This is a genomic window from Ruegeria sp. HKCCA6837 (assembly GCF_013034475.1).
In the GTDB taxonomy this organism is placed as follows: Bacteria; Pseudomonadota; Alphaproteobacteria; order Rhodobacterales; family Rhodobacteraceae; genus Ruegeria.
This window is the reverse complement of the sequence record NZ_WQGD01000001.1, coordinates 589,197-613,031: the sequence shown is the minus strand read 5'-3', so window position 1 is coordinate 613,031 and position 23,835 is coordinate 589,197. Positions and strand designations below refer to the sequence as shown.

Below are 23,835 nucleotides of genomic sequence, written 5' to 3'. Positions count from 1 at the left end.
TCCAAGGTGCCACGACGCCCCAGAAACCGGGGCGAGGAGTTGCCGACTAGGCGGATTATCGCGGGATCAGATTAGTCACGCCAACCGCTGCAGCGCGGGCCAGATCAAGGTCCAATGACATCGGGATATACTCGCCACGCCGCCAAAGCTGTGCCTGATCGTCGTAGTAGCGCGACAGGAAGTGCCCCGATTGACCGGTCGCAGTGATAAAGACCGAGCTGTTGGGATCAGCAAAATCGTACACCCCGCGATACCCGGCACCGTGCACATTCTGGAACGGATCCGGGCCTTCGCCTGACGTGCGCCCGCGCAGCAGCGTATTGTCGCCACCGCTGGTCGATTGGCGGATGTTCACGAAATAGCGCAGGACAGGAACGTCGCCCAGGACCGGGTGATCATGCGTGGCTTGATGCGCATCGCCCCAGCGCAGGGATTCCAACGCGCTGCCGTAGCGCTCAGAAATCCAGATCAGGGCGTCGTCCAGCGCCAGTCGGGCCATTTCGGTGCACGTTTCAACCGGGGCGCTTTGTCGTACATCGCACCAGACGCTTGCTCCGTCGATGTCGCGATAAACGCGCTCGATAAACAACGGTTCCACGTGTTTGTATTCGCTGGCGAGTGGTCCCAGTTCGTCCGCGATCAGGCGGATTTGGAGAGCGCGTAACCATGCCGCATAGATCAATGGCTCGGGCAGGTGTTCGTTCATCTCACCGTTCCAATCCGCTAACAGCGACAAGGCGATCTGGCGTTGTCGTTCCGGCGTGCCCTCGGGCGCAGACGCACCGGTGAACCACAAATCCGCGCCGATCAGTGGCAACAGGGACCGTGCCGTAAAACTAACGGTATCAAGCTGCGCTTCGATAAAGCTGTCGCGGGTATGCACCTCACGCGATTGCATCAGGCGATCCCACCGATGTACCCGCTGTGTATCCCCCCATTCGTAAGAAACATGGTTGGGGAAAGGACGGTCGATAATCTTGTTGTTCGTATTGCCCAGAATACCGCCAACCGGGGCGACGAATTCGGGATTGTCCGTATAGGGCAACCGACCCTGCCAGCGGTTTGTTTCAATCCAGCCGGGGCTTGGAATGCGCCCACGGCTTTGGTTTTGCAAATCGCGCTGCGGCATGGCACCGATCAACTTCATTCCGATGGTGGTCCGGTCAACCAGCGACAGGTTCTGTGACGGGGCAATGTATTGCTCGCCCGCCTGAATGGCCTGTTGCACATTGTCGGAATTCATCAGGGCCATGGATGCGGTCATTGACGTGTCACGGGGGCTCAGCGCAGTCCAGGATAACGACGCCACATGGCCGGGTGGAGTGATTGTCTCAAGCTTGTAGTCCGTGCCGGGCAGCACCGGGCCGTTGTCTGTCCAACGCAGCGTTAGTGTGACTGGTGCCTCGTCCTTGATGGCGATGATCGATGGGCGGGTCAGAAATTCTTTGTAGCCGTCCGGGGTCAGGTATTCCTCTGGGTTGTCCGGGTTCAGTTGTTCTATGTGCAGGTCCTGATCATCCAGATAAGATGAGGTCAGCCCCCATCCCAACCTGTCACTGCGCCCGGTCATAATGGCAGGAACACCGGGTATAGAGGCTCCGATCACACCACCTTTTTCAAGATCAAGATGGGCCAGATACCACACACCGGGGGCTGTGAAACCCAGATGCGGGTCGTTTGCCAGCAAAGTGCCTCCACTTGCCGAGCGAGATGGGGCGGCGGTCCAAGCATTGGACGCTCCGGCCAAGCCGCGTTTGGGAAGCGGTGAGAGAGGTGTTTCGGGTATTTCAGTACCGGCGGCGTAGCGCGGCAGATTGGGAAACAGGGACGCATATTCCGGAAGGGCCGCGATGCCAGGACCGGGGACGTCAGGCAGGATGTCGGCCAGACGCTCGGGGTTGTTCAATATCAAAGAGGTGCGGGCGCGCAGAACCTCATCACTCAGGTGGCCTGAAAGTTGCAAAGCCATCAGCTTGATGACCGCAATGCTGTCGCCCGGTTGCCAGGGCGAGACGGGGGCGTTGAACAGGAACATTTCCGGCGCACCGCGACCCAAAGCCTCCTCATTGATTTCGGTCAGCCTTGCATTGACCCCGGCGGCATAAGCCCGCAAGGCGGCTTTGGTGTAGTCATCCTGCAACTCGACCGAGCGATGGGCGAGGCCATAGAGATCCAGCCGCCGCAGCAACTTGTCGATGCGCAGCGTGCGTGTCCCGAAGACTTCGGACAAACGGCCTTGCGCAGTCCTGCGCATCACAGTCATTTGCCACAGCCGGTCTTGTGCGTGGGCATATCCCAGTCCAAAGAACACATCCGGATCGGTTTGGCCCAGAATATGCGGCACGTTGGCGGTGTCGCGAACGATCTCGACAGGGGCGGTAAGACCATCAACTTCAAGGGTCTGGTCGTAATCCGGCAGCGACTGGCTTGCCAGGAAATAGACAAGGCCTATCGCGGCGAGGATCAGAATAATCAGACCCGACGCGATGCGCACCAGCCAGCGGAAAACAAGACCCATTACTGCCCCATATTATCTTTTGGAATAAGGTTGCGCAGAGATTAGAGGATGGTCGGTCTGACCGAAAGAGGAACGCGGCAAGAACCTGCTTGGAAACGCTTTTAAATAATTGCCCCGCCGCAGTGTCGTGCTGCGACGGGTGCCATGTGTGGGGGAAGTGGTAATTTGGGTTATGGAATAATGCGCGTGTACTTCGTGCCTTCGATGGTCGCGCCGAATTTCAGACCGGCCTGACCAAAGACCGCCGCCAGCACTGGTGTACGCAGTGTAGTTGTGTCCGTGGACAAAGAATTCCCAGTTGAGTCAACTACATAGCCAATATCGGCGCCGGCTGTCCATCCGCTGGAACGGCGGAAATCGTTCAGCGCATCTTCGGTCATAAAGAACAGGACATGCGCATATTGCTGCGCACCAAATTGCAGGCCGGCGGTTCCGGAAATTGCGGAATAGTAATCGACCGTCGCCCCGTTGATGCGCAGCGCGCCTTGCCCGTAGGCACCGCCAAAAATGATCAACCCGGCGTCAGTTATCAGGGGCATGACCAACATACCGTTGGCTTTGTTCGCAATCTCAACCGTGTTGGGATATTTCGCGTACATCTCGGTCAGCGTGGCGTCCACGCGGGCGTCGATTGTTGCCGCGTTCGAATTGCCGACGCCGTTGCCGCAGGCAGCCGTCAGGGTCAGACCTGCCATGCCAAAGGCAAAGCCGCGACGGCTCAGTCGGGGGGAAGGGGAACTGCTCATGGTTTTTATATCTCTGTAACTGTGCCTGATGTTGTCGGGTGAACCCGATCTTGTGGGCAAGGATACGCCGATTGGCCCCATGTGTCACGGGAAAGCTGCTCGCCAACGCCAGTTCGTCGGCGAAAAATTGCGAGTCCTTGGGGTTTTAGCCCTGAAGGATGCGCGCAACCTGCGGCGAGAAATAGGTCAGAATTCCATCGCATCCGGCCCGCTTGAAGGCCAGCAAGCTTTCCAGCATCACCTTCTCTCCATCAATCCAGCCATTCTGCGCGGCCGCCTGAATCATCGCGTATTCACCGGATACCTGGTAAGCATATGTCGGCGCGCCGAAGCCGTCTTTCACACGGCGGCAGATGTCCAGATAAGGCATGCCGGGCTTGATCATCACCATGTCCGCGCCCTCAGACAGGTCACGCTCGATCAAACGTAGAGCCTCGTCCGAATTGGCCGGGTCCATCTGATAGGTCTTCTTGTCACCCGTCAGCGCGCCCGAGGCCCCAACGGCATCTCGGAAAGGCCCGTAAAAGGCACTGGCATATTTTGCGGCATAGCTAAGGATCATTACGTTGTGATGGCCTGCACCTTCCAGCGCACGGCGCATTTCTCCGATCCGACCGTCCATCATGTCTGATGGGCCGATGATGTCAGCACCGGCTTCGGCCTGAGCGAGAGTCATTTTGACCAATGCCTCTACGGTCTGATCGTTGACAATCTTACCGTCGACAACGTACCCGTCATGGCCATTGATGTTGTAGGGGTCCAGCGCAACATCGGTCATCACGGCGATGTCGGGGGCAGCAGCTTTGATTGCGCGGATGGCGCGATTGGACAGGTTGTCCGGGTTCCAGGCTTCGGCGCAGTCTTCGGTCTTCAGTGCGGAATCTGTGTAGGGAAAGATGCAAATCGCAGGTATCCCAAGCGCTTGGGCTTCGACCGCAGCCTTGGCAATCAAGTCAACCGACCGGCGCACCACACCCGGCATCGAGGGCACCGGTTCTTCAATTTCGTCGCCATCGCGCACAAAGACCGGCCAGATCAGGTCATCCGTGGTCAGCGTGTTCTCTCGCACCAGCCCGCGAATTGCCTCAGACTGACGCGCCCGCCGAAAGCGGGTCATAGGGTAGGGGGCAATAGTCGGTTTCATGGCGCGTTCTCCTTGAACATTCGTGCATTGGGTGGCATGAATTCACAAAGGTCTCAAGGGTATCAATGGACGCGCCACCGCGATGAACCCCCCTGAGTGGTTTGAATAAAGGGTTGGGTTTGGACTGGTACTCTTCGATCTTTGAACTCATTGACATGCGCAGCTTTTCGAATCTGTGGTATTGGATTGTGCTGGCGGTATTTTGGTCATCTGCCAGTCATTGGGTGATGGGCATTCCGTATGATTTGGTTGTTCGTGCGCGTCGGATTGGCGGGCAGGTTGAAATCGACCTTCTGGACATTGTGCGCATCCACACGAACCGGATTTTGCTGATCGTAGATATGTCGGGTGCCATCCTTCTGGCGCTTGCGTGCTTTATGCTCACGGGTTTGGCCATGCTGGGTTTCTACTATGACGTAGAGTTTGCACAGGCGGTGTTTTTGTTGGCGTTTCCAATGACTTTGGTGTTGCTGGTGAACATATCGCAAGCAAGACGTCTGCGCCGGCAGGAACTGACGCTGGAAACTGTTTCCAAGACCATTTCACGCTGCAGGCTGTACACGCAGATCATCGGCATGATCTCGATACTGGTCACTTCTTTCTGGGGCATGTATCAGAACATCTCGATTGGCGTTCTTGGGTAGAAAAATCTGAAAGGCGAGGCGATGAAGGCTCCGAACCACGTGACAGTTGGCGGTGCCCCCGAAGGGTTTGACGCGCAGCTCGTGCTGAACGAAATCGCCCGCAGCAACGGACCGGTGGCCCATGTCGCACGAGATGACAAACGGATGGAGGCGATGCGCGCCGCGCTGGCCTTCTTTGCCCCCGACATTCCGGTTTTTGTGTTTCCCGGCTGGGATTGTCTTCCTTACGACCGTGTGTCGCCGAACGCGGATATTTCAGCGGCACGAGTGGCCACTTTGGCGGCACTGGTCCATCAGATGCCGCAGAAATTCGTACTGCTGACCACGCTGAATGCCGCGACCCAGCGCGTGCCCGCGCGCGAGGTGCTGCGCGAGGCGGCGTTTACCGCGCGTGTTGATCAGCGCATCGACGAGACCGCGCTCAGGAATTTTCTGGTGCGTATGGGGTTCACCCAAAGCCCAACAGTGATGGAGCCCGGCGACTATGCCATTCGCGGCGGCATCATCGACATCTTCCCACCGGGCGAATCCGGTCCTGTCCGTCTGGATCTTTTCGGAGACGTTCTGGACGGTGCACGTCGCTTTGATCCGGTATCTCAGCGCACCACTGAAAAGCTGGACGTAGTGGAACTTGCGCCTGTATCCGAGGTCATTCTGGAAGAGGCCGCTATCACCCGGTTCCGTCAGAATTATCGCATCGAATTTGGCGCGGCAGGTACGGATGATCCACTCTACGAGGCGGTAAGTGCGGGGCGCAAACATCAGGGCATCGAACACTGGCTTCCGTTTTTTCACGTCAGACTTGAGACTTTGTTTGACTATCTGCCGGATGCCACGATCACTTTAGATGATCAGGTTACACCTGCACGTCTGGCGCGGTGGGATACGATTGCTGATCAATACGAAACCCGGCGTCTGACGCTGGAAAACCGGTCCCGCATGGACACGGTTTACAAACCCACACCCCCGGGGCTGCTGTACCTTGACGATGCCGCGTGGGAGGCAGCAGTTGCAGATCGCAGGGTGATGCAGTTCAGTCCCTTGCCGCAGGCATCTGGGCCCGGTGTCATTGACGCAGGCGGGCGAATTGGGCGCAACTTTGCCCCGGAACGGCAGCAGGAGAACATCAGCCTGTTTGGCGCTTTGGCCAGCCACATCACAGCCAAGCTCGACAAAGGGCCTGTGTTGATCGCCTCTTATTCAGAAGGTGCGCGCGAACGTCTGACCGGTTTGATCGAAGATGAGGGTCTGGCCGAGGCCATCCCGGTGACGAACGGCACCCGCATCGGTAAACGCGGCTTGCACCTTGTTGTCTGGGCGTTAGAGCACGGGTTCGAAACCCCTGGGCTAACTGTGATCGCAGAACAGGATGTTCTGGGCGACCGCCTGATCCGCCAGCCCAAGAAGCGCCGCAAGGCCGAGAATTTCCTGACCGAGACCCAATCTCTTAGCCCCGGTGATCTGGTGGTGCATGTGGACCACGGGATCGGTCGTTACATGGGGATGGAGGTCGTTACAGCTGCAGGCGCCGCGCACGAATGCCTGCTGCTGGAATACGCCGAGCAAGCCAAGCTGTACCTGCCGGTCGAAAACATCGAACTTCTGTCGAAATACGGCCATGACGAAGGTTTGCTGGACCGTCTTGGTGGTGGTGCATGGCAGGCCAAGAAAGCCAAGCTGAAGGAACGCATCCGCGAGATGGCGGACAAGCTGATCCGCATCGCCGCTGAACGTGCCCTGCGCAAGGCTCCGGTGATGGACCCGCCGCCCCATGCGTGGGAAGAGTTCAGCGCGCGCTTCCCCTATCAGGAAACCGATGACCAGCTACGGGCCATCTCGGACGTGATGGAAGACATGCATTCCGGCGCACCGATGGATCGCCTGATCTGCGGCGACGTGGGCTTTGGCAAAACCGAGGTCGCCATGCGCGCGGCCTTTGTGGCGGCCATGTCGGGCGTGCAGGTGGCCGTCGTGGCACCCACAACACTTTTGGCCCGCCAACACGCGGCAAGCTTCAAGGAACGGTTCCGCGGCTTTCCGCTGGAAGTGCGGCAGCTGTCGCGGTTTGTGTCCGCGAAAGAGGCGCAGAAAACCCGTGATGGTCTGGCACGCGGAACGGTGGACATCGTGATCGGCACGCACGCGCTGCTGGCCAAGAACATTCGGTTTAACAATCTGGGCTTGCTGATCATCGACGAGGAACAGCATTTCGGCGTGGGTCACAAAGAACGCCTGAAGCAACTGCGCAGCGACATTCACGTGCTGACCTTAACCGCGACTCCGATACCTCGGACGCTGCAATTATCGCTGACCGGCGTGCGCGATCTGTCGATCATTGGAACCCCTCCTATCGACCGCTTAGCCATCCGAACATATGTCAGCGAGTTCGATGCCGTCACGATCCGAGAGGCGCTGTTGCGTGAACACTATCGCGGCGGTCAGAGTTTCTATGTGGTATCCCGTATTTCGGACCTGCCGGAGATTGAAGAGTTCCTGAAGGACCAACTGCCCGAACTGACTTATGTGGTGGCGCATGGTCAGATGGCAGCGGGTGAACTCGACGACCGAATGAATGCGTTTTACGACGGCAAATATGACGTGCTGCTGGCCACGACCATTGTCGAAAGCGGGCTCGATATTCCGACCGCAAACACAATGGTTGTTCACCGCGCGGATATGTTCGGTCTTGCGCAACTCTATCAGATACGGGGGCGGGTAGGGCGGTCGAAGACTCGTGCCTATGCTTACCTGACTACCAAGCCGCGTCAGAAGCTGACCGCCACGGCTGAAAAACGCCTGCGCGTTCTGGGCTCGCTGGATACGCTGGGAGCCGGGTTCACTCTGGCGTCGCAAGACCTGGACATTCGCGGAGCAGGTAACCTTCTGGGTGAGGAACAGTCCGGCCAGATGCGCGACGTGGGGTACGAGCTCTACCAATCCATGCTGGAAGAGGCGATTGCCAAGATCAAGGCAGGTGAGATGGAGGGGCTGTCGGATGCCGACGATCAATGGGCCCCGCAGATCAATTTGGGCGTGCCGGTTCTGATCCCGGAGGATTACGTGCCCGATCTGGATGTGCGCTTGGGCTTGTATCGCCGCCTGTCCTCGCTTTCGACCAAGGTGGAGCTAGAAGGGTTCGCCGCCGAACTGATCGACCGGTTCGGAAAACTGCCAAAAGAGGTCAACACTCTGATGCTGGTCGTTCGCATCAAGGCGATGTGCAAGCGCGCCGGGATTGCCAAGCTGGATGGCGGCCCAAAGGGCGCAACCATTCAGTTTCACAACGACAAGTTTGCTTCGCCTCAGGGGCTGGTCGAATTCATCCAGAATCAGCGTGGTATGGCCAAGGTCAAGGACAACAAGATCGTTGTGCGGCGCGATTGGAAGAAAGACAGTGACAAGATCAAAGGTGCCTTTGCGATCGCCCGCGACCTTGCTGAAAAAGTGGTCGCGCAAAAGAAAAAGGCCAAAGCCGGTTGAGATGTGGGCAGGGGGCGCTGCCCCCGCTGCGCGTTCCGCGCATCTCCCCCGAGGTATTTGCGGCCAGATGAAGAGACGGATCCCCGCTTCATCTGGCTAAAAATACCTCCGCCGGAAGCATCGCGCGGCAGCGCGATCTATCCCACTAATAACGCATCGCGGCCTGCGCACAGAAGCAAGAGGCCGCCACCATCCGGTCGGCTCGTGCCAATGCCATGTCGAGCCGCTGTTTGATTTGGCGGATTTCCACCTGTTCGTTGCGCGCCATGAGGCAATCGTGCAACCCCTTCAGGCTCCACACATTGTCGGGGTGGATAGAGGCGCGGCTTAGCGCACCGCCCAAGCCCAGATCTTCGCGATATACATCTTCGGCTTCGGCCATATGGCCTTGTTCAAACAGCAATGCCCCAAGCGCGTGGCGGGTGGGCTGCATCCAACCCCAGGGTTCGTCATAGGGCAAGGTGTCGTCCAACTCGACCGAGCGACGTAGATGAGCAAAGGCGATTTCGAAGTTGCCTTTGCGATATTCGATCTCGCCCCGCAGCATTTCCTGTGCGATCTCGAGCAGATCGACCACACGATTGTTGTGCAGTCTGCGGGTTTCGGGGACGCATTCCTTGGCTGCGAGAAACAGGTTCTCTTCAGCTTCGGCGTGGACGACATCGCCGGTTGCGGCATGAGCGATGGCGCGGGCGTAGTGGGTCGTGGCTGTCAGGGTGCGGTAAAGGTCCGGATCGGAGGGAAGGTCCAGCGCCTTGGCCTCTTCCCAGCGGCCAAACCGGATCAGGATGTGCGGCCCCATGGACATGTAGCTTTCGAAGAAATCAGCCATGGGCGGGCTTTCGATACGCAGCATCTCTTCGGGCGTTGTATCCCAAAGGCCCTGATTGGCGCGCAGGGCGGGTTCGATCTGTCCCAGAAACAGGGCACCGTAAATCGCGAAGTGATAGTTGTGTTGACGATAGCCAGTGTAGATGTTGAACGCGCCTTCACGTTCGTAATACTTCAAGTCAGCTTCCGAGGCTTTTTCATTCCAGTGCACCACATTTTGGTAATGGCCGCACAGCACATCGATATGCGTCGGCATATGCACGAGATGGCCCGCATCCGGTACCAATGTGCGCAAAACATCCCCGGCTTTCAGTGCCTTTTCTGGCGTTGGCGACATCTCCATCAGGTGGACGTAAAGATGCAACAAGCCAGGATGGGACATTGCGTCGGGATCGTTGGCTATGGCCCATTCAAGCACCTCTTGTGCTTCAAGTGTGGCTGCGCCTTCTGCGGGTTGGCCGGTATTCAGATCCCACATCTGCCATGGTGTTAGGTTCAGCAACGCTTCGACATAGATTGTACGAAGGTCGAGGTGATCTTGGTGCGTTGCAAATGCCGCGCGCATTGCGTCAGCAAAGTCATGATCCCACTGGTGCATGTCCTCGATTGGATCGGATTGCGGGTAACGTGCGGGCAGAGCGTGGATCAGAGCCTGCTCAACAGGCGTGCAGTTATCGGCATTTTCCAAAGCCTTCTGCATTGCGTCATGGGCCAGCGTCAGTGCCTTTTTGCGTCCTCGGTCGTCCTGTAAGTCCCAGGGCAGGTTGTAATTCGGACCCGCCGCATAGGCCACACCCCAATGAGCCATGGCGCATTGGGGGTCATGCTCGACCGCGCGTTGAAAACAGGCGACGGCTTCTTCGTGATTATAACCGTAGGTCCAGTTCAGGCCCCGGTCGAACCACCGTTGTGCTTCGGGGTTCGAAGTGGAAACTGGGCAGGTGTATGTACCTAGATCGTAGTAGTCGCTCATTGAAAACCCTCCCCTCAGCTTGAGCGGAGGGTAGCGCGTTTCCAACGGCTTGCACAGGTCAGGCGGGCAGGCGCTCTTCCAAGCGGCCCATATGCAGCATGAGGCCGAAGGCAAGAACGCACATGGTCAGGATGCCGAAAGTCAAAGGTGCGATGGAACCGTCGAACAGCAATCCGATCGGGGCGGCGATGACGGCTGCCAGCACAGTCGAAATTGCCCCGATCACCGAAGCTGCCATGCCTGCAATATGGCCCATAGGCTCCATTGCGATGGCGTTCAGGTTGCCGATTGTCATGCCAGCCATGAAGAAAACCATGGTTTGCCAAAAGACGAACAGCGCAAATGAGGCGTTTGGCGGCAGGTTCGTCATGTTGAGAAGAATGACCAGCGATGTGATGGCGATCTGAGCGCCAAAGGCAAATGTCACCATACGTCGCATTCCGACACGCACGACCAATGCAGCGTTCAGCAAACTTGCCGACCCTGACATCAGGGCGACGAAGCCGAACCAGAAGGGAAAGCTTTCGGCCCGATCATAAATCACATCATAAACCGGCTGCACCATGGTAAGCATAGTAAACAGCATCCCCATGCACAGTGTCTGAACAAAGATCGACAGACGCACTGTGGGGTGGGCAAACATCTCTTGCACGGCGGCGATCATCAGGGGCAGGCGGAAGGGGCGACGGTTTTCTGCGGCGAGGGATTCGGGCAGGCGAACACCCATCCAACTGACAACGATCAGTGCAAACAGGATGAAAGAGACGAAGATGCCGCGCCAGCCGAACAGGGCGATCACACCCGCACCCAGCATTGGTGCGATGGCTGGAACCAGCGTGAAGATCATCATGGCTATTGATACGATTCGGGCCATTTCACGACCGGAATAAAGGTCTCGGATAATAGCCATAGCCACGACCCGCGGACCAGCTGCGCCTAAACCTTGCACAACACGTGCGATCAGAACCAGCTCGAGCGAGGAACTGGCCCACGCAACCGCAGATGCCGCAATGTAAAGAACTGCGCCGCCGAAAATTACGGGTTTGCGCCCCAGCGCATCCGAGATCGGACCGGTAAAGAATGTGCCAATCCCCATGCCCAGCACAAAAGAGGTCAGGATCAACTGTGCCCGATTGATGTCATCGGGGCTGAGCTGCGCGCCGATTTCTGGCAGGGCGGGCAGCATTGAATCGATCGAAAAGGCGATAGTGGCGAACATCATTGCGATTAGCGCAATGAATTCCGCCTTCGACATGCGGTTGGTCATGAAGAACTCCTAACCTGTTCGCGCTATCACGGCGGATCAGGTTAAGCCAGACTGGAAATTCGCACAGACCTCTGTGCTATTCTGCAGAGGAGGCCTCAAGTTGAGACATGATCTCGGCGATCACTTTTTCCCACATCTCAGGGGGTTGCGCCCCTGGAACAGCGTGTTGATTGGCCACAATGTAGGTGGGGACCGAACTGACGCCCATTTCACGCGAATGGCTGTCCCGGTTGCGAATATCTTCGCGGTCGGCGTCAGATTTCAGCAATTTCATGACCACGGCGGCGTCCATACCGGCGCTGTCGGCGATGTCGGACAGTACTTCAGGGTCGCCGATGTCACGGGCTTGCACGAAGTAAGCATCGAAAAGGGCATCGACGACAGCGTTCTGTTTGCCTTCGATTCCGGCCCAATGGATCAGGCGATGGGCGTCCAACGTGTTGGGCGTGCGCTTCATGCCTTCGAAGTCGATCTTCAGGCCCGCATTCTCTGCATGCTCCACCACCGGAGCATAGGCCCGTACCGCACCGTCCTTGCCGCCGAACTTGCGTTCAAGATACTGGCGCCGGTCCATGCCCGCATCCGGCATTTCGGGGTTCAGCTGAAACGGATGCCATTCGATGACAAAGGGGTGATCAGGGACATTGGCCAAAGCCTTGTCCAAATGGGTTTTGCCGATATAGCACCACGGGCAGATCGGGTCGGACAGGATGTCGAGCTTGACGGTCTGGGTCATTTGCTTGGCGCCTCGAAATAGGCCGGCAACGCCCGGCGCAGGAGTTTGCCATTTCCGCCGGTTGGCAGGGCAGGCAGGTGGATGAAGGCGCGCGGTTGCTTGTAGCGGGCCAGATTTGCTTCGACATAGGCGCGCAGGGCTGCATCGTCCAGCTTTTCCGGGCCAGTATAGAAGGCTGCTATCACAAATGTGTCCGGTTTGACCTCGACAGCGGCTGCGCCAACCTGCGTGATGCCGGGAAAGCGGGACAACGCGGCTTCGACCTCGACCGGGGACACGCGATAGCCGCCCGCGTTCATCATGTCATCATCTCGGCCCAGATAGCTGATCTGGCCGTCTACCGCCATCGCGCCCTGATCTCCGGTCAGAAACCAGTCGCCTTGCATCCGCGCCTCGGCTTCGTCTGGTGCGTTAAGATAGGTCAGCATCAGACCGGGGTCCGAGCGGTGTATGGCGATGGTGCCTTCCTGTCCTTGCGGCACCGGGCCGTCCGTCCCCAGAATCGCCACGCGACGCCCGGGTTGCGGCTGCCCTAGCGCGTCGCTGCGCGCGGGGTGGGCCGGGCTTGAAGAGATAAAGGTCGAGCATTCGGACATGCCGTAGGCTTCGAACAGGTCGGTGCCGGAGCAGGTGACCCATTTCTCATGCAAAGCGCGCGACAGTTTCTCACCCGCGCATAAGCCATGGCGTAGGTCGGGCAATTCCATATGTTCGGACGTTTGCAGCATCTTTCGAAAGACACCGGGGGCGGCGGCAAAGATCGTTGCACGGTGCTGGCGCAATAAGGTGGGCAGCGCGTCAATACTGGTGCCGGGTTCCGGGATCAGGGCCGTTGCACCAATGGTCCACGGGTCCATCAGTCCTGTGCCCAGCGTATAGGTCCAGTTGAACGCGCCCGCGTGGCACAAGCGGTCGCTTTCCCGCAGACCGTACCAGCCATCGACCATCATCTGCCGCGCCCAGATTGCCCGGTGGGCATGGGCCACCGCACGTGGCTTGCCTGACGTTCCAGAGGTGTAGACGACATAGGCCATGCGCTCGGGGTCGCCCATGTCAAAACGGGCTGCAGGCAGGTTTCGCATGGTTTTCAAAGCATCCAACCCAATCTGCTTGGGGTGCGCGGCGCAGGCAACGTCGGGGTCGCGCAGAATGGCCGCTGGGGCAAGATCCGCGATCATTTTCGCCGTTTCAGGTTCCGTCAGTTGCGACGACGTCGGCACAGGAACGATGCCCACTGCAATTGCGCCAAGATAGGCGATCGGGAAATCCACAGTATTGCCCAGCCGCATCAAAGCAATGTCGCCGGGCTTCAAGCCTGCTTGCAACAACCCAGCGCCAGTTCCCAAAACGGCTGTTTTCAGATCGCGAAAGCTCCAATCCTGAGCGCCCGTCTCACGCAGCACGGATAGGGCAACCTTTTCGGGGATGCGATCCGCTTGGCCCAGGACATGCGCCGCCAGATTGAAAGGTGTGGGGCAGGGCTCAGGCGCCCCTTTATCAAAGATGGACAACATGGCCTTTGGCTATCGCGGAGCCTGCCGCGTTGCAAGCGCGGCGGACCGGGCCTATAGAGAAGGGCATGAGCACTCAAGATCCCAAATCCCTGATCCGAATTGCCCGTGACACAGGTGATCATACCGAAGTCGAACCACTGGACCTTGGCGCACGGGTGCGCGAGTTGCGCAAAGCGCGGAATTGGACTTTGGAACAAGCCGCCACGCAGGCGGGATTGGCACGTTCGACCCTCAGCAAGATAGAAAATGGGCAGATGTCGCCTACCTATGATGCGCTCAAGAAGTTGGCGATTGGCTTGGAAATATCAGTGCCGCAACTGTTTACGCCGCCACAACGTGATCAGGTGATTGGCCGTATGGCCGTGACCCGATCCGGCGATGGGGCAGCCCATGCCACGGCCACCTATGAACATGAGCTGCTGGCCGAGACGCTGACCAAGAAACACATGCTGCCCTACCGTGCGCGTGTACGGGCGCGGTCAATGGAGGAATTTGAAGGCTGGGTACGTCACGACGGTGAAGAGTTCATGTATGTCCTCACCGGTGTCGTGCGGCTGTTTACTGAGTTTTATGAACCTGTCGAAATGCGCCGTGGCGACAGCGCATATTATGATGGCAGCATGGGGCACAATGTCATCTCCGTCAGCGACGAAGATGCAACGATCCTTTGGGTCACATCACTTGCTTAGTGATGCGTGCGTGAATTCGCGGTTCAGACCTTCGGTAAACAGGAAATCTTCGACCTCTTCATGCGCTTCGTTCATGGTTAGCTGGTGACGCTCTGCCAGATAAGCTTCGAACCCTTTCCGGTCCTTTGACACGCGCATCATGTCCTGATCCCGCAAGTTCGGAAAGCGCCGTTTTGCACGTGCGTAGGCCGCGCTCCAGTCTTGTTTAAGATCCGTCCAGTTCATCATCTTTGAGCTTTCCTTTTGTAGCCATTAGGACTGCTCTCCCCCACAACAGCGTACGGAAAGGCTGCCGTAGGGTAAGACATGACAAAATGTCGCACCTATCTTTCGCGATTGATCAGAGGCGTGATGCCCGCTGCGAAACCTCCGCAACGGGCGGACGGGCCTGCATTTGGTGTGAGTGGTGGCGGGCCCGGTTATGCTTTGTCCGGCATTGCCGGAGCGTTCAGGTGCAGTGCCGAAATGTGTGAAGCCAGTTCTGCACCTGACCTAGTAAGTACAGGGTGTATACACGTTTTGCCTAGTAGATAAAGGATTTTGAACGGCGCCTCGATTTACTTACCAAGTATTGATAGACCTCAACGAGCTTTGTGAACGTCAAATGGCAGACTTGTGTGATTGTGACGATCTTCCGGTGTGCAGCGATCGGCAAATGGGCGCCGGGTGCCGCAAGGTGTGATCAGCAGAAATTCGCCAAACCCCGTGCATTTTCACCAGGCAAAGCGAACCAACCCGGGTTCAGCTGACCCGGGTTGGTTCAAGAGTGTTTATTTCGCGTCGTACCACCAAACGTCGGGCATGTACTGCGGACCGTCACCATAGATCGGCACCGTGTCGGGAAACTTGAGCTCGCGGACATGCGCGATGCGCCCGACATCAAAGCTCCAGATCGGGATCACAAGGCGGCCGGCAGTCAAGACGCGGTCCAGTGCGCGGGTGGCTGTTGTGAAGTCTTCGCGCGTTTCAGATGCCAGCATGGCATCGATCATCGCGTCAACGGCAGGCGAGGATACACCCATCAGGTTGCGCGTGCCCGGTGTGTCGACGTATTCACTGCCCCAATAGAACCTTTGTTCGTTTCCTGGTGACAAGGACAGGGCGCGGCGGAAAGGCGTCATGTCGAAATCAAGCTCGTTCATGCGCGAGGTGTATTGCGCGTCATCGACTTTATCGACCACCAGTTCTATGCCCAAACGTTCCAGCGCGCGGGCATAAATCTCGGCAATGGTGCTGACGTCCTGCACAACATTCAAGCTGCCTTGGCTGATCACCATTTCAATCTTGAAAGGTTGGCCTTCCGCGTTTTTCAGCACACCATCCTGAACGGTCCAGCCCGCGTCTTCCAGAAGCTTGACGGCCTTGCGAATGTTGCGCCTGTTCCGTTCCGATCCGTCGCCTTGCGGCAGTTCATAGCCTTCCAGCGTGCCGGGTGTAAGGTCTGCTTCGAAAGGTGCCAGCAAAGCCTGCACTGGTGCAGGGGCAGGTCCGGGTTGCATCGCCAGATCAGATCCAGAGAAATACGACGAAATACGCGGCTGTGCGCCACCTGTGACAGTGTCGTTGATAAATTCGAAATTGAAGGCAAGGGTCAGCGCCTCGCGCACCCGCCAATCGTCCAGCGGTGGTTTGCGAGTGTTCATCACAAAGCCGGTCATCCCGGACGGTTTGCCATGGGGGATTTCGGTCTTGATCACATCTCCGCGCTGAACGGCCGGGAAGTTGTATTGCTTGGTCCATTTGTCGGCGTTGAATTCGCGCACAGCCGAAAGCTCTCCGGCTTTGAACGCCTCAAATGCGACAGAGCCGTCGCCGTAGAACTCGATCCGTAGATCGTCGAGGTTCATGGTGCCGCGGCGAAACGGGATGTCATTACCCCAATAGTTCGGGTTTCGACGCAGGTTCACATAGCGGCCAGCTTCGTACTCGTCGATCACATAAGGGCCGGTGCCGATTGGAATATCCTGCAACGTGGCGTTTGCAAAATCCTTTCCCTCCCATTGCGCCTTATGCAGGATGGGGCGCATCCCAGCCAGCAAGGCCAGTTCCCGGTCGGGTTCGTTGAATGAAATCCGAACCGAGCGCGGTCCTGTCTGTTCAATACTGTCGATCTTGCCCCACAGCCCGCGATAGCGCAGATGACCCTCGGTCCCGAGGGTCTCATAAGACCAGATCACATCTTCGACCGTAACAGGGCTGCCGTCGGAAAACTGCGCCTCTTCGCGCAGGGTGAATTCGACCCAGGACCGGTCTGGTGCTGCCTCAACTGATTCGGCTAACAGCCCGTAAAGCGTGAAAGGTTCATCCCAAGACCGCCCCATCAGGCTTTCATGGGTCCAAAACGGCAATTGCCACGGGGAGGCGCCTTTTTGCAAAAACGGGTTCAAGCTGTTATAGCCGCCGGTGTTTCCGAACACCGCTTTGCCGCCTTTGGGCGCATCTGGATTGGCGTAGGGGAGAGACACAAAATCCGGTGGTAGGGCCGGTTCCCCATACATAGCTATGCCATGAGACGATTCTGCATGGGCGACAGACGTGAGAAAAATGCTGGCGATTCCCGCCGCAAATTGTCGAAACGGTCGGAGAAAATCCGGGCTCATTTTGGAAACAATCCTGCTCTGGCCTTATTTTGTTGGGGATCACCGTAGTGATGATTTTTCTTATTATCAAACTTTTAGCTTGGACGAAGGCATAGAATTGCTTATAAAGGTCTTACTGCTCGATAGGTTTCTTGCCTGTATGAAACCTGCCTCAATAACTTAACGCCCGCTTCGTGCGGGCGTTTTTTTTTTGAGCAGATCGGGATGTCCAGGACCTGGGTGTCAATTCCATAGTTTCCCCGTTTTCTTTGCAGGTGCAGCATGGCATGGTGCGCCAGGACATCGCATCAGGGAGATCGGTCATGAGCCTTTCCGGCAAAACGGCAATCATTACAGGATCAAATTCAGGCATCGGTCTGGGGGTCGCGCGCGAGCTGGCCAAGGCGGGGGCCAACGTGGTTTTGAATTCCTTTACCGATCGGGATGAAGATCAAGCGCTGGCCGCAGAGATAGCGAAAGAGACCGGAACCAACGCGCGCTACATCAAAGCGGACATGTCCAAAGGCGATGAGTGCCGTGCACTGATCGAGCAGGCAGGAGCCTGCGATATTCTGGTGAACAACGCGGGCATTCAGCATGTCTCTCCGATCGACAAGTTCCCGACCGAAAAATGGGAAGCAATTATTGCGATCAATATGAACTCGGCTTTCCACACCACAGCTGCTGCACTGCCGATGATGCGTAAGGCGGGTTGGGGCCGGATCGTCAATATTGCCTCGGCTCATGGTCTGACCGCCTCGCCTTACAAAGCGGCCTATGTTGCTGCAAAGCATGGTGTGGTTGGGATGACCAAGACCGTCGCGCTTGAGACCGCGCAAGAGCCGATCACCTGCAACGCCATCTGTCCGGGCTATGTTCTGACACCTCTGGTCGAGGCGCAGATCCCGGATACGATGAAGGAATACAACATGAGCCGTGAAGATGTTGTGAAGAACATTCTGCTGGAACGTCAGCCCTCGAAGGAATTCGCCACTGTCGAACAGTTGGGCGGCACCGTGCAGTTCCTGTGCTCGGACGCGGCGGCTCAGATTACCGGGACGACCATTTCCGTTGATGGCGGCTGGACGGCACTCTGAGTTTTTGTGGGGGCGCTGCCCTCATTCCCCCGGAGTAATCAAAAGATGAAGGGGTCGGGACATAAAACGGATCAATCTGGCATTGCAGGGCGGCGGGGCGCATGGGGCGTTCACCTGGGGTGTGCTCGACAGGTTTCTGGATGAAGAAGACGTCGAGGTTGCGGCCATTACCGGGACGTCAGCGGGGGCGCTGAACGGGGCGGCGTTCAAGTCGGGTATGGTGCACGCCGGGCGCGACGGCGCGCGCGCAAGTCTGGATGCGGTGTGGGCGCGTATGGGTGCGATTGGCGATATGCGCATGGCCCATTGGTTCCGAGGAGTGGAGCCTGCAGCGATTTCCAGAGCTATGGAGTATTCAGTCCCTTATTCCATAGGCGAGGCGTGGTCCCGAATGGTGTCGCCTTATGCATATGGTCCGTTTTACAGCAATCCGTTGGAGGCGGTGGTTGATCGGTTCAATTTCGCCGAAGTATGCGCAGATGAAGGCCCGCGCCTGTTTGTCTGTGCCACTTGCGTGCGAAGCGGGAAAATCCGCGTCTTTACGGGTGATGAAATTTCAACCGACGCCATTCTGGCCTCGGCCTGTTTGCCGACCTTGTTCAAGGCCGTTGAGATATACGATCCTGAAACCGAGCGGACCGAGGCGTATTGGGACGGTGGGTACACAGGGAACCCAGCGCTTTACCCGTTGTTCAATGACGATCTGCCCGACGATGTGGTTATCGTTAATATCAATCCGCTGGAACGCGATGAGGTGCCTGTCACACCGCAGCAGATCCAGAACCGGATCAATGAGATCAGCTTCAACTCATCCCTGTTTCGCGAACTCAGGGCGATCAGTTTTGTGCAGCGTTTGCTGAAAGAGGGAAAACTGAAACCCGGGGAAATGAACCGTGTACTGGTTCACATGATTGCGGATAACGAATTGATGAATAGTTTGTCTGTAGCAACCAAAACCGTGCCCAACCCGGTCATCCTGCACAAGTTGAAAGAGGCTGGGCGAAGGGCAGCGGATGACTTTCTTGTCAAACACAAAGCGGATTTGGGGCAGAACAGTACAGTTGATCTGCCCGCAATGTTTGGCTGATCACTCGGGCGGCTGCGTCGGATCTTTTTCGTTGGGGTAAACGAGACCGGCCGAGATTACGAGTTTCGCGGCATCTTCAATGCTCATGTCCAGCAAGATCACGTCTTCGGCAGGAAAAAACAGCAGAAACCCTGAGGTTGGGTTGGGCGTGGTTGGTACAAAGACGCTGAGCAGTTCGCCCCCGGTTTCAGCGCGTTTGCTGACCTCACCGCGCGCGCTTGTTGATACAAAACCAATGGCCCAAATACCGCGACGCGGGTACTGAATCAGGCAGGCTTTTTCAAATGACCGTTCAGTCTGAGCAAAGACCGTTTCCGAGATTTGCTTGATCCCGGAATAAACCGACCGCACGACGGGCATCCGATCGACCAGGCCTTCGGCGAAATGGATCAGTGAACGGCCCAGTATTCCTTTGGCGATCCAGCCTACGAGCACAGTGAAGATCAGGAAGATCACCACACCCACGCCGCGCAGGTTGATGCCAACATATTGTTCCGGTTGGAACTGTTGCGGCACCAGCGGCAGTACGGCGCTGTCGATCCATCCGACCACCGACCAGATCAGCCAGACCGTCAACCAGACAGGTGCAATGACGACGATGCCCGTCAGAAATGAAGCGCGCAGCCGGGACAGCAGGCCGGGGCGGCGGTGGGGCTCGTCGTCGAAAGGTGTGTTCATTGCAGGTCCGAGTGAGCAGTTCCGAATGGTTTCCGTGGTTTAGGTAGTCAATCCCTCGCTTTGGTACAATAGGGCTGCGTCAGCCCTGCTGCACCAGAGATTGCGCGATTTTGGCTGCGAGACGCGCATTGTTGCGAACCAGCGCGATGTTCGCGGTCAACGAGCGGCCTTCGGTTTTTTCGAAAATGCGCTGCAGAAGGTATGGGGTCACGGCCTTGCCGGTAATGCGGTGGGCATCTGCGTCGGCCTGAGCCTCGGCGATGATGGGGGCCAGTTCCTCGGCCGGAATCTGATCGGCGGCGGGGATTGGATTGGCAACCAGTTGTCCGCCGGGCAGACCTAGCGCGCGGCGCGTGGCGTGGGCTTTGGCGATGGCGTCGGCACTATCCATGCGCAGGGGCGCAGCAAACAGCGATTTAGCGGACCAGAACGCTGGGAATTCATCCTGCCCAAATGCGATGACAGGCACGCCCAAAGTCTCTAGCACTTCAAGCGTTTTGGCGAGGTCAAGGATGGCTTTGGCGCCGGCAGCAACCACCGTGACCGGAGTATGGCCAAGTTCGTGCAGGTCGGCAGAAATGTCGAACGTCGTCTCAGCCCCCTGATGCACGCCACCGATGCCGCCGGTGGCAAAAACCTCGATCCCGGCGTAATGCGCGGCGATCATGGTGGCGGCGACGGTGGTGGCCCCGGTGCCCCCGGTCGAAATGCAAGCTGCCATGTCCGCACGTGAGATCTTGGCGACACCTTGCGCCTGGCCCAGCCATTGCAGTTGGTCGGGCTCGAGCCCCACGTGCAGTTTGCCTTCAATCACCGCCATGGTTGCCGGAACTGCGCCCGCATCGCGAATGTCCTGTTCGACCTGAGCCGCAACTTCGACGTTTTGCGGAAAAGGCATTCCATGGGTGATGATGGTGCTTTCCAGCGCGACGATGGGTTGGCCTGCGTCTTTGGCGGCGCGGACCTCGGCTGAGTATTGAATATCGATCACAGTGGGGTTTCTCCGGAAACATAGGTTGCAGCGGCGTGCAGAGCGCGGGTCAGGGCCTCATCACTGGATGCGCCACCGGATTCTGAGGCGATATGGGCCGCCATGAAGGTATCCCCGGCACCGGTCACGCGGGTGACCAGAACGGACGGGGGTGTTTGGGTCAGGATTTCGTCGGAACTGCCGACGGTGGCTGAGTTTCCGCCGTCAGTCACCAGCACGCGTAGCGCACCGCGATCCAGCAGCCCCTTGGCAGCGGATTCGGAGTCGGTGAATTCGCGCTGGCACAAGATGCCGGCCTCTTCGAGGTTCACGTAAAGCGTGGCGCGGGCGCGCTTGAGGAAGGGCAGCAGCCGTTCGGCTTTACCGGGCGAGGCTGGGGCCACGCGCAGGTCGGCGCGGGCAAAAGCGGGGCTCTGGGCGATTTCTTCCAAAAGGTCCAGCGTCAGGTTACCATCCAGCGCGATGGGTCCTTCAAAGGGTGTGTTCTCATAGCCTAAAGGTCCGTGCATCAAAGGGCGTAGGATCTTTGCGCCTGCCGCTTCCAGTGAATGCGCATCAGCAATGGCTGCGATCAGCCCGTTCGCACCCTCGACCGCCATGTAGCGGTCGGTCGGCAAATCCTGTGAGCGGTAGATGTGATCCGTCACCATACCAAGACGCGAACAAGAGTGGACAAGTTCATCGCCTTCGGGATCGCGCCCGATGGCTGTCAGCAAAGTGGGGGTCATACCAAAGCGCACCAGCGTCATGGCGATGTTCATCGCAACGCCGCCAGGCAGGCGCGTGATCCGCCCCGGCACGTCGGAACCTTGCCGCATTGCGCTGGCCGACCGCCCGATCACGTCCCAAAGGACCGATCCGATACATAGGATATTGCTGGTCTGAGTCATGGGGATGTCATGCCGCAGCGGTGATGCCCGTGCAAGTCAGAACGTAACCACCGTCAGATATTCCCGAACCACCCGGCATTTACGCCTTTTGCGCTTGCGATCCGAGACCTGCATGGGAACAATTGACCACAATGATTGGTGATTTGTTTCTTTTTCCGGAGCGTTTCTTATGAACGGCCGTGTATTTCGGGCCATCCTTCGTGTCTTTGCCCTCTTTGTACTTAGCTGTTTCGTCGTTGCGTTCCTTTCTTCAAGCGCGGTGAGGGCGCAATCTGACCAACCTACGTTGATTGATTTCTGGATCGCTGATGAAAAGCTGTTCCTTGAGGTTGGATTGAATGCTGAAGCACTGTTGCTTGGGTTTGATCCAACACGGCATGAAGTTCTTTCCGGGGATCCGCAGTATCTGACACTGCGGCAGATGGCGTCATCGGAACTGGAGCCACAGATCAGAGCGTTTGTTGAAACGTGGGTGCAGGACGTCGAAGTCCAGGTTCCCGAGCGTTTGAAACTGACTTTGGAACGCGTGGTTGTCTCTGAAGGCGGTGGTCAGGAAGAAGCGCGTGTTACCAAGCTGCTGCTAACAGCACCTTTTCCGGATCAAGCTTCGAACCTGAAACTGCGCTGGCCGGTTGATGGCGGGCCGATTGTGCTGCGGCAGCAGGGCGTTGCCGCCCCCTATACCAGTTACTTGGCGGCTGGTGAAACCAGCCCTCTCATACCATTGCGCGGAGGGGCATCCTTGACGCCGCAACAGACACTACAGACGTTTTTTGCGTTGGGGATCGATCACGTCATAAACGCGCCGTTCACACCGTGCTTGCTTGCCCTGGTCCTTGTGTTTCTGTACTTGTCCTTGCGAGCAGTCGTGGCGCAGGTGGTGTTTCTGTCAGTTGGCGTGTTCGTTGGGCTTGGCTTGGCTGTCTACGACGTTTTGAACGTGCCGACCTATGTTGGTTTACATGCGCCGACGGCGTTCGTCATCGGGCTGGCGTTGTGGAACCTCGTGGCACGACGGTTGCAGGTCGCGCGCCTGTTGACGGTGTTTGCTGGCGGAACAGTGTTTGGATTAGCTTTGGCAAGGGCTCTTAGGGCTATCGGCGTGCCGCCGGACCATCAGCTTCCAGCGTTGTTGGGGTTTGGGGCTGGGGTTTTGGTGCCGCTGGTTTTGGCTGCATCGGCTGCGTTTGGACTGGCGCTTTTGTTTGCTGGCGGTTCGCACAGGACCCGCAGCCGGATTGCAGTTCTGGCCTCAATCCTGATTGCAGGGCTCGGGGTGTATTGGCTGGCCGAGCCCTGGATGCTGCGTTGATGCAGGGTTAGGACATCCCTGCTGTCAGAGTGTTAAGCGCGCCAAGCGGATCGTCGCTGTTCCAGATTTCGTCCCCAATTCCGAAGAAATCGGTGCAGGGGGCAAGGTCGCGGATCAGGTCGGGCGTTAGCCCACCTTCGGCCACAACCGGAACTTCGATCATCTCGGACCACCATTGGAACAGGTCCTTTTCTGCGCGGGTACCATCGCCCAACGTGGCCGTGCCAACAGGTCCGAAGGCCACGTAATCGGCCCCGCTTTCACCTGCTGTCATGCCATCATGGCTGGAGGCACCGCAGAAACTACCAACAATTGCATCTGCGCCCAATTCCTTGCGCGCAGCCCTGACGGACCGAGCCGCGTCGTCCAGATGCACCCCGTCCAGACCCAGACGCTGGGCCAGCAGCACGTGGTTCGAAATAACTATGGCCACATCACGCGCATGGGCGACTTCCCGGCAAGCGTCGGCCGCGCGGGCGATTGTGTCTTCGTCGCTTCCGGCCAGCGCCAGGCGGATGCAGGCGATGTCGGCCCCGTCCAGTAACGTTGCCAGCTTGTTTGTGAAGGTGCTCAACTCGATGGTCGGAGGCGTGATCAGGTAAATCTGCGGCTGCTCGGGGGTGTCCATGGGCGCGTCCTTCGGTTTTTGGTCTTTGGCG

The 23,835-nt window shown here is 57.8% G+C and carries 19 protein-coding genes; 6 read left to right on the top strand and 13 right to left on the bottom strand.

What is annotated here, in order from left to right:
• Positions 1 to 55: 55 nt before the first annotated feature.
• From GOV91_RS02985 to hemB, 3 genes are all read right to left on the bottom strand, one after another.
• Positions 56 to 2,518 (bottom strand): penicillin acylase family protein, encoded by a 2,463-nt coding sequence (locus GOV91_RS02985; protein WP_171234377.1) that lies wholly within the window; start codon positions 2,516 to 2,518, stop codon positions 56 to 58.
• Positions 2,519 to 2,688: 170 nt separating this feature from the next.
• Entirely contained in the window at positions 2,689 to 3,264 is a 576-nt protein-coding gene (locus GOV91_RS02980; RefSeq protein WP_171234376.1) for a YSC84-related protein, read from the bottom strand.
• Between the two features lie 145 nt (positions 3,265 to 3,409).
• Positions 3,410 to 4,408, bottom strand: coding sequence for a porphobilinogen synthase (gene hemB / locus GOV91_RS02975; protein WP_171234375.1), 999 nt, complete (start codon positions 4,406 to 4,408; stop codon positions 3,410 to 3,412).
• Positions 4,409 to 4,527: 119 nt separating this feature from the next.
• On the opposite strand from hemB, the gene GOV91_RS02970 reads away from it, so the two are divergent.
• Both GOV91_RS02970 and mfd read left to right on the top strand, forming a co-directional pair.
• Positions 4,528 to 5,052, top strand: a complete 525-nt coding sequence (locus GOV91_RS02970; RefSeq protein WP_171179990.1) for a component of SufBCD complex — start codon at positions 4,528 to 4,530, stop codon at positions 5,050 to 5,052.
• Between the two features lie 21 nt (positions 5,053 to 5,073).
• Positions 5,074 to 8,532, top strand: coding sequence for a transcription-repair coupling factor (gene mfd / locus GOV91_RS02965; protein ID WP_171234374.1), 3,459 nt, complete (start codon positions 5,074 to 5,076; stop codon positions 8,530 to 8,532).
• A 145-nt stretch (positions 8,533 to 8,677) separates the two neighbouring features.
• Here mfd and GOV91_RS02960 read toward each other — a convergent pair whose 3' ends face one another.
• The 4 genes from GOV91_RS02960 to GOV91_RS02945 form a co-directional block, all read right to left on the bottom strand.
• The gene (locus tag GOV91_RS02960) at positions 8,678 to 10,336 is read right to left on the bottom strand and encodes a tetratricopeptide repeat protein (RefSeq protein ID WP_171179995.1); all 1,659 of its coding nucleotides are present in this window, start codon (positions 10,334 to 10,336) and stop codon (positions 8,678 to 8,680) included.
• A 58-nt stretch (positions 10,337 to 10,394) separates the two neighbouring features.
• On the bottom strand, positions 10,395 to 11,603 hold the full coding sequence (locus GOV91_RS02955; RefSeq protein WP_171234373.1) for a multidrug effflux MFS transporter: 1,209 nt from the start codon (positions 11,601 to 11,603) through the stop codon (positions 10,395 to 10,397).
• A gap of 76 nt (positions 11,604 to 11,679) precedes the next feature.
• Positions 11,680 to 12,339 carry a DsbA family oxidoreductase gene (locus GOV91_RS02950; RefSeq protein ID WP_171234372.1) on the bottom strand — a complete coding sequence of 220 codons (660 nt, stop codon included), beginning with the start codon at positions 12,337 to 12,339 and terminating at the stop codon, positions 11,680 to 11,682.
• Positions 12,336 to 13,853, bottom strand: coding sequence for a class I adenylate-forming enzyme family protein (locus GOV91_RS02945; protein WP_171234371.1), 1,518 nt, complete (start codon positions 13,851 to 13,853; stop codon positions 12,336 to 12,338). Before GOV91_RS02945 ends, GOV91_RS02950 begins: the two co-directional genes overlap by 4 nt.
• A gap of 65 nt (positions 13,854 to 13,918) precedes the next feature.
• Here GOV91_RS02945 and GOV91_RS02940 point away from each other — a divergent pair, with 65 nt between their 5' ends.
• Entirely contained in the window at positions 13,919 to 14,542 is a 624-nt protein-coding gene (locus GOV91_RS02940) for a helix-turn-helix domain-containing protein (RefSeq protein ID WP_171180003.1), read from the top strand.
• Here the strand turns inward: GOV91_RS02940 and GOV91_RS02935 are convergent.
• Together GOV91_RS02935 and GOV91_RS02930 are read right to left on the bottom strand one after the other, a co-directional pair.
• Complete coding sequence (locus tag GOV91_RS02935; RefSeq protein WP_171090321.1) at positions 14,531 to 14,770, bottom strand: hypothetical protein; 240 nt, start codon at positions 14,768 to 14,770, stop codon at positions 14,531 to 14,533. The genes GOV91_RS02940 and GOV91_RS02935 overlap by 12 nt on opposite strands.
• 542 nt (positions 14,771 to 15,312) lie before the next feature.
• Positions 15,313 to 17,142 carry an extracellular solute-binding protein gene (locus tag GOV91_RS02930; protein WP_171234370.1) on the bottom strand — a complete coding sequence of 610 codons (1,830 nt, stop codon included), beginning with the start codon at positions 17,140 to 17,142 and terminating at the stop codon, positions 15,313 to 15,315.
• 302 nt (positions 17,143 to 17,444) lie between these two features.
• On the opposite strand from GOV91_RS02930, the gene GOV91_RS02925 reads away from it, so the two are divergent.
• A complete protein-coding gene (locus GOV91_RS02925) occupies positions 17,445 to 18,218 on the top strand; it encodes a 3-hydroxybutyrate dehydrogenase (RefSeq protein WP_171234369.1) in 774 nt (257 codons plus the stop codon).
• A gap of 61 nt (positions 18,219 to 18,279) precedes the next feature.
• Positions 18,280 to 19,305, top strand: a complete 1,026-nt coding sequence (locus tag GOV91_RS02920) for a patatin-like phospholipase family protein (RefSeq protein WP_171234575.1) — start codon at positions 18,280 to 18,282, stop codon at positions 19,303 to 19,305.
• On the opposite strand, the gene GOV91_RS02915 is transcribed toward GOV91_RS02920, so the two are convergent.
• The 3 genes from GOV91_RS02915 to GOV91_RS02905 form a co-directional block, all read right to left on the bottom strand.
• A complete protein-coding gene (locus tag GOV91_RS02915) occupies positions 19,306 to 19,983 on the bottom strand; it encodes a DUF502 domain-containing protein (RefSeq protein ID WP_171234368.1) in 678 nt (225 codons plus the stop codon). It abuts the gene before it with no gap.
• Between the two features lie 79 nt (positions 19,984 to 20,062).
• Positions 20,063 to 20,974: a pseudouridine-5'-phosphate glycosidase gene (locus GOV91_RS02910; protein WP_171234367.1), complete on the bottom strand. Its 912-nt coding sequence runs from the start codon at positions 20,972 to 20,974 to the stop codon at positions 20,063 to 20,065.
• Positions 20,971 to 21,864: a PfkB family carbohydrate kinase gene (locus tag GOV91_RS02905; protein WP_171234366.1), complete on the bottom strand. Its 894-nt coding sequence runs from the start codon at positions 21,862 to 21,864 to the stop codon at positions 20,971 to 20,973. The genes GOV91_RS02910 and GOV91_RS02905 overlap by 4 nt, the downstream gene beginning before the upstream one ends.
• 169 nt (positions 21,865 to 22,033) lie before the next feature.
• Between GOV91_RS02905 and GOV91_RS02900 the strand changes: the two genes are divergently transcribed.
• On the top strand, positions 22,034 to 23,176 hold the full coding sequence (locus GOV91_RS02900) for a HupE/UreJ family protein (protein WP_171234365.1): 1,143 nt from the start codon (positions 22,034 to 22,036) through the stop codon (positions 23,174 to 23,176).
• Positions 23,177 to 23,183: 7 nt separating this feature from the next.
• Here GOV91_RS02900 and GOV91_RS02895 read toward each other — a convergent pair whose 3' ends face one another.
• Positions 23,184 to 23,804, bottom strand: coding sequence for a thiamine phosphate synthase (locus tag GOV91_RS02895; protein WP_171234364.1), 621 nt, complete (start codon positions 23,802 to 23,804; stop codon positions 23,184 to 23,186).
• Positions 23,805 to 23,835: the final 31 nt, after the last annotated feature.

Coding starts and splice junctions, on each gene's coding strand:
- GOV91_RS02985 (WP_171234377.1), bottom strand. CDS start 2,518: ATGGGTCTTGTTTTCCGCTGGCTGGTGCGCATCGCGTCGGGTCTGATT.
- GOV91_RS02980 (WP_171234376.1), bottom strand. CDS start 3,264: ATGAGCAGTTCCCCTTCCCCCCGACTGAGCCGTCGCGGCTTTGCCTTT.
- hemB (WP_171234375.1), bottom strand. CDS start 4,408: ATGAAACCGACTATTGCCCCCTACCCTATGACCCGCTTTCGGCGGGCG.
- mfd (WP_171234374.1), top strand. CDS start 5,074: ATGAAGGCTCCGAACCACGTGACAGTTGGCGGTGCCCCCGAAGGGTTT.
- GOV91_RS02960 (WP_171179995.1), bottom strand. CDS start 10,336: ATGAGCGACTACTACGATCTAGGTACATACACCTGCCCAGTTTCCACT.
- GOV91_RS02955 (WP_171234373.1), bottom strand. CDS start 11,603: ATGACCAACCGCATGTCGAAGGCGGAATTCATTGCGCTAATCGCAATG.
- GOV91_RS02950 (WP_171234372.1), bottom strand. CDS start 12,339: ATGACCCAGACCGTCAAGCTCGACATCCTGTCCGACCCGATCTGCCCG.
- GOV91_RS02945 (WP_171234371.1), bottom strand. CDS start 13,853: ATGTTGTCCATCTTTGATAAAGGGGCGCCTGAGCCCTGCCCCACACCT.
- GOV91_RS02940 (WP_171180003.1), top strand. CDS start 13,919: ATGAGCACTCAAGATCCCAAATCCCTGATCCGAATTGCCCGTGACACA.
- GOV91_RS02935 (WP_171090321.1), bottom strand. CDS start 14,770: ATGATGAACTGGACGGATCTTAAACAAGACTGGAGCGCGGCCTACGCA.
- GOV91_RS02930 (WP_171234370.1), bottom strand. CDS start 17,142: ATGAGCCCGGATTTTCTCCGACCGTTTCGACAATTTGCGGCGGGAATC.
- GOV91_RS02925 (WP_171234369.1), top strand. CDS start 17,445: ATGAGCCTTTCCGGCAAAACGGCAATCATTACAGGATCAAATTCAGGC.
- GOV91_RS02915 (WP_171234368.1), bottom strand. CDS start 19,983: ATGAACACACCTTTCGACGACGAGCCCCACCGCCGCCCCGGCCTGCTG.
- GOV91_RS02905 (WP_171234366.1), bottom strand. CDS start 21,864: ATGACTCAGACCAGCAATATCCTATGTATCGGATCGGTCCTTTGGGAC.
- GOV91_RS02900 (WP_171234365.1), top strand. CDS start 22,034: ATGAACGGCCGTGTATTTCGGGCCATCCTTCGTGTCTTTGCCCTCTTT.
- GOV91_RS02895 (WP_171234364.1), bottom strand. CDS start 23,804: ATGGACACCCCCGAGCAGCCGCAGATTTACCTGATCACGCCTCCGACC.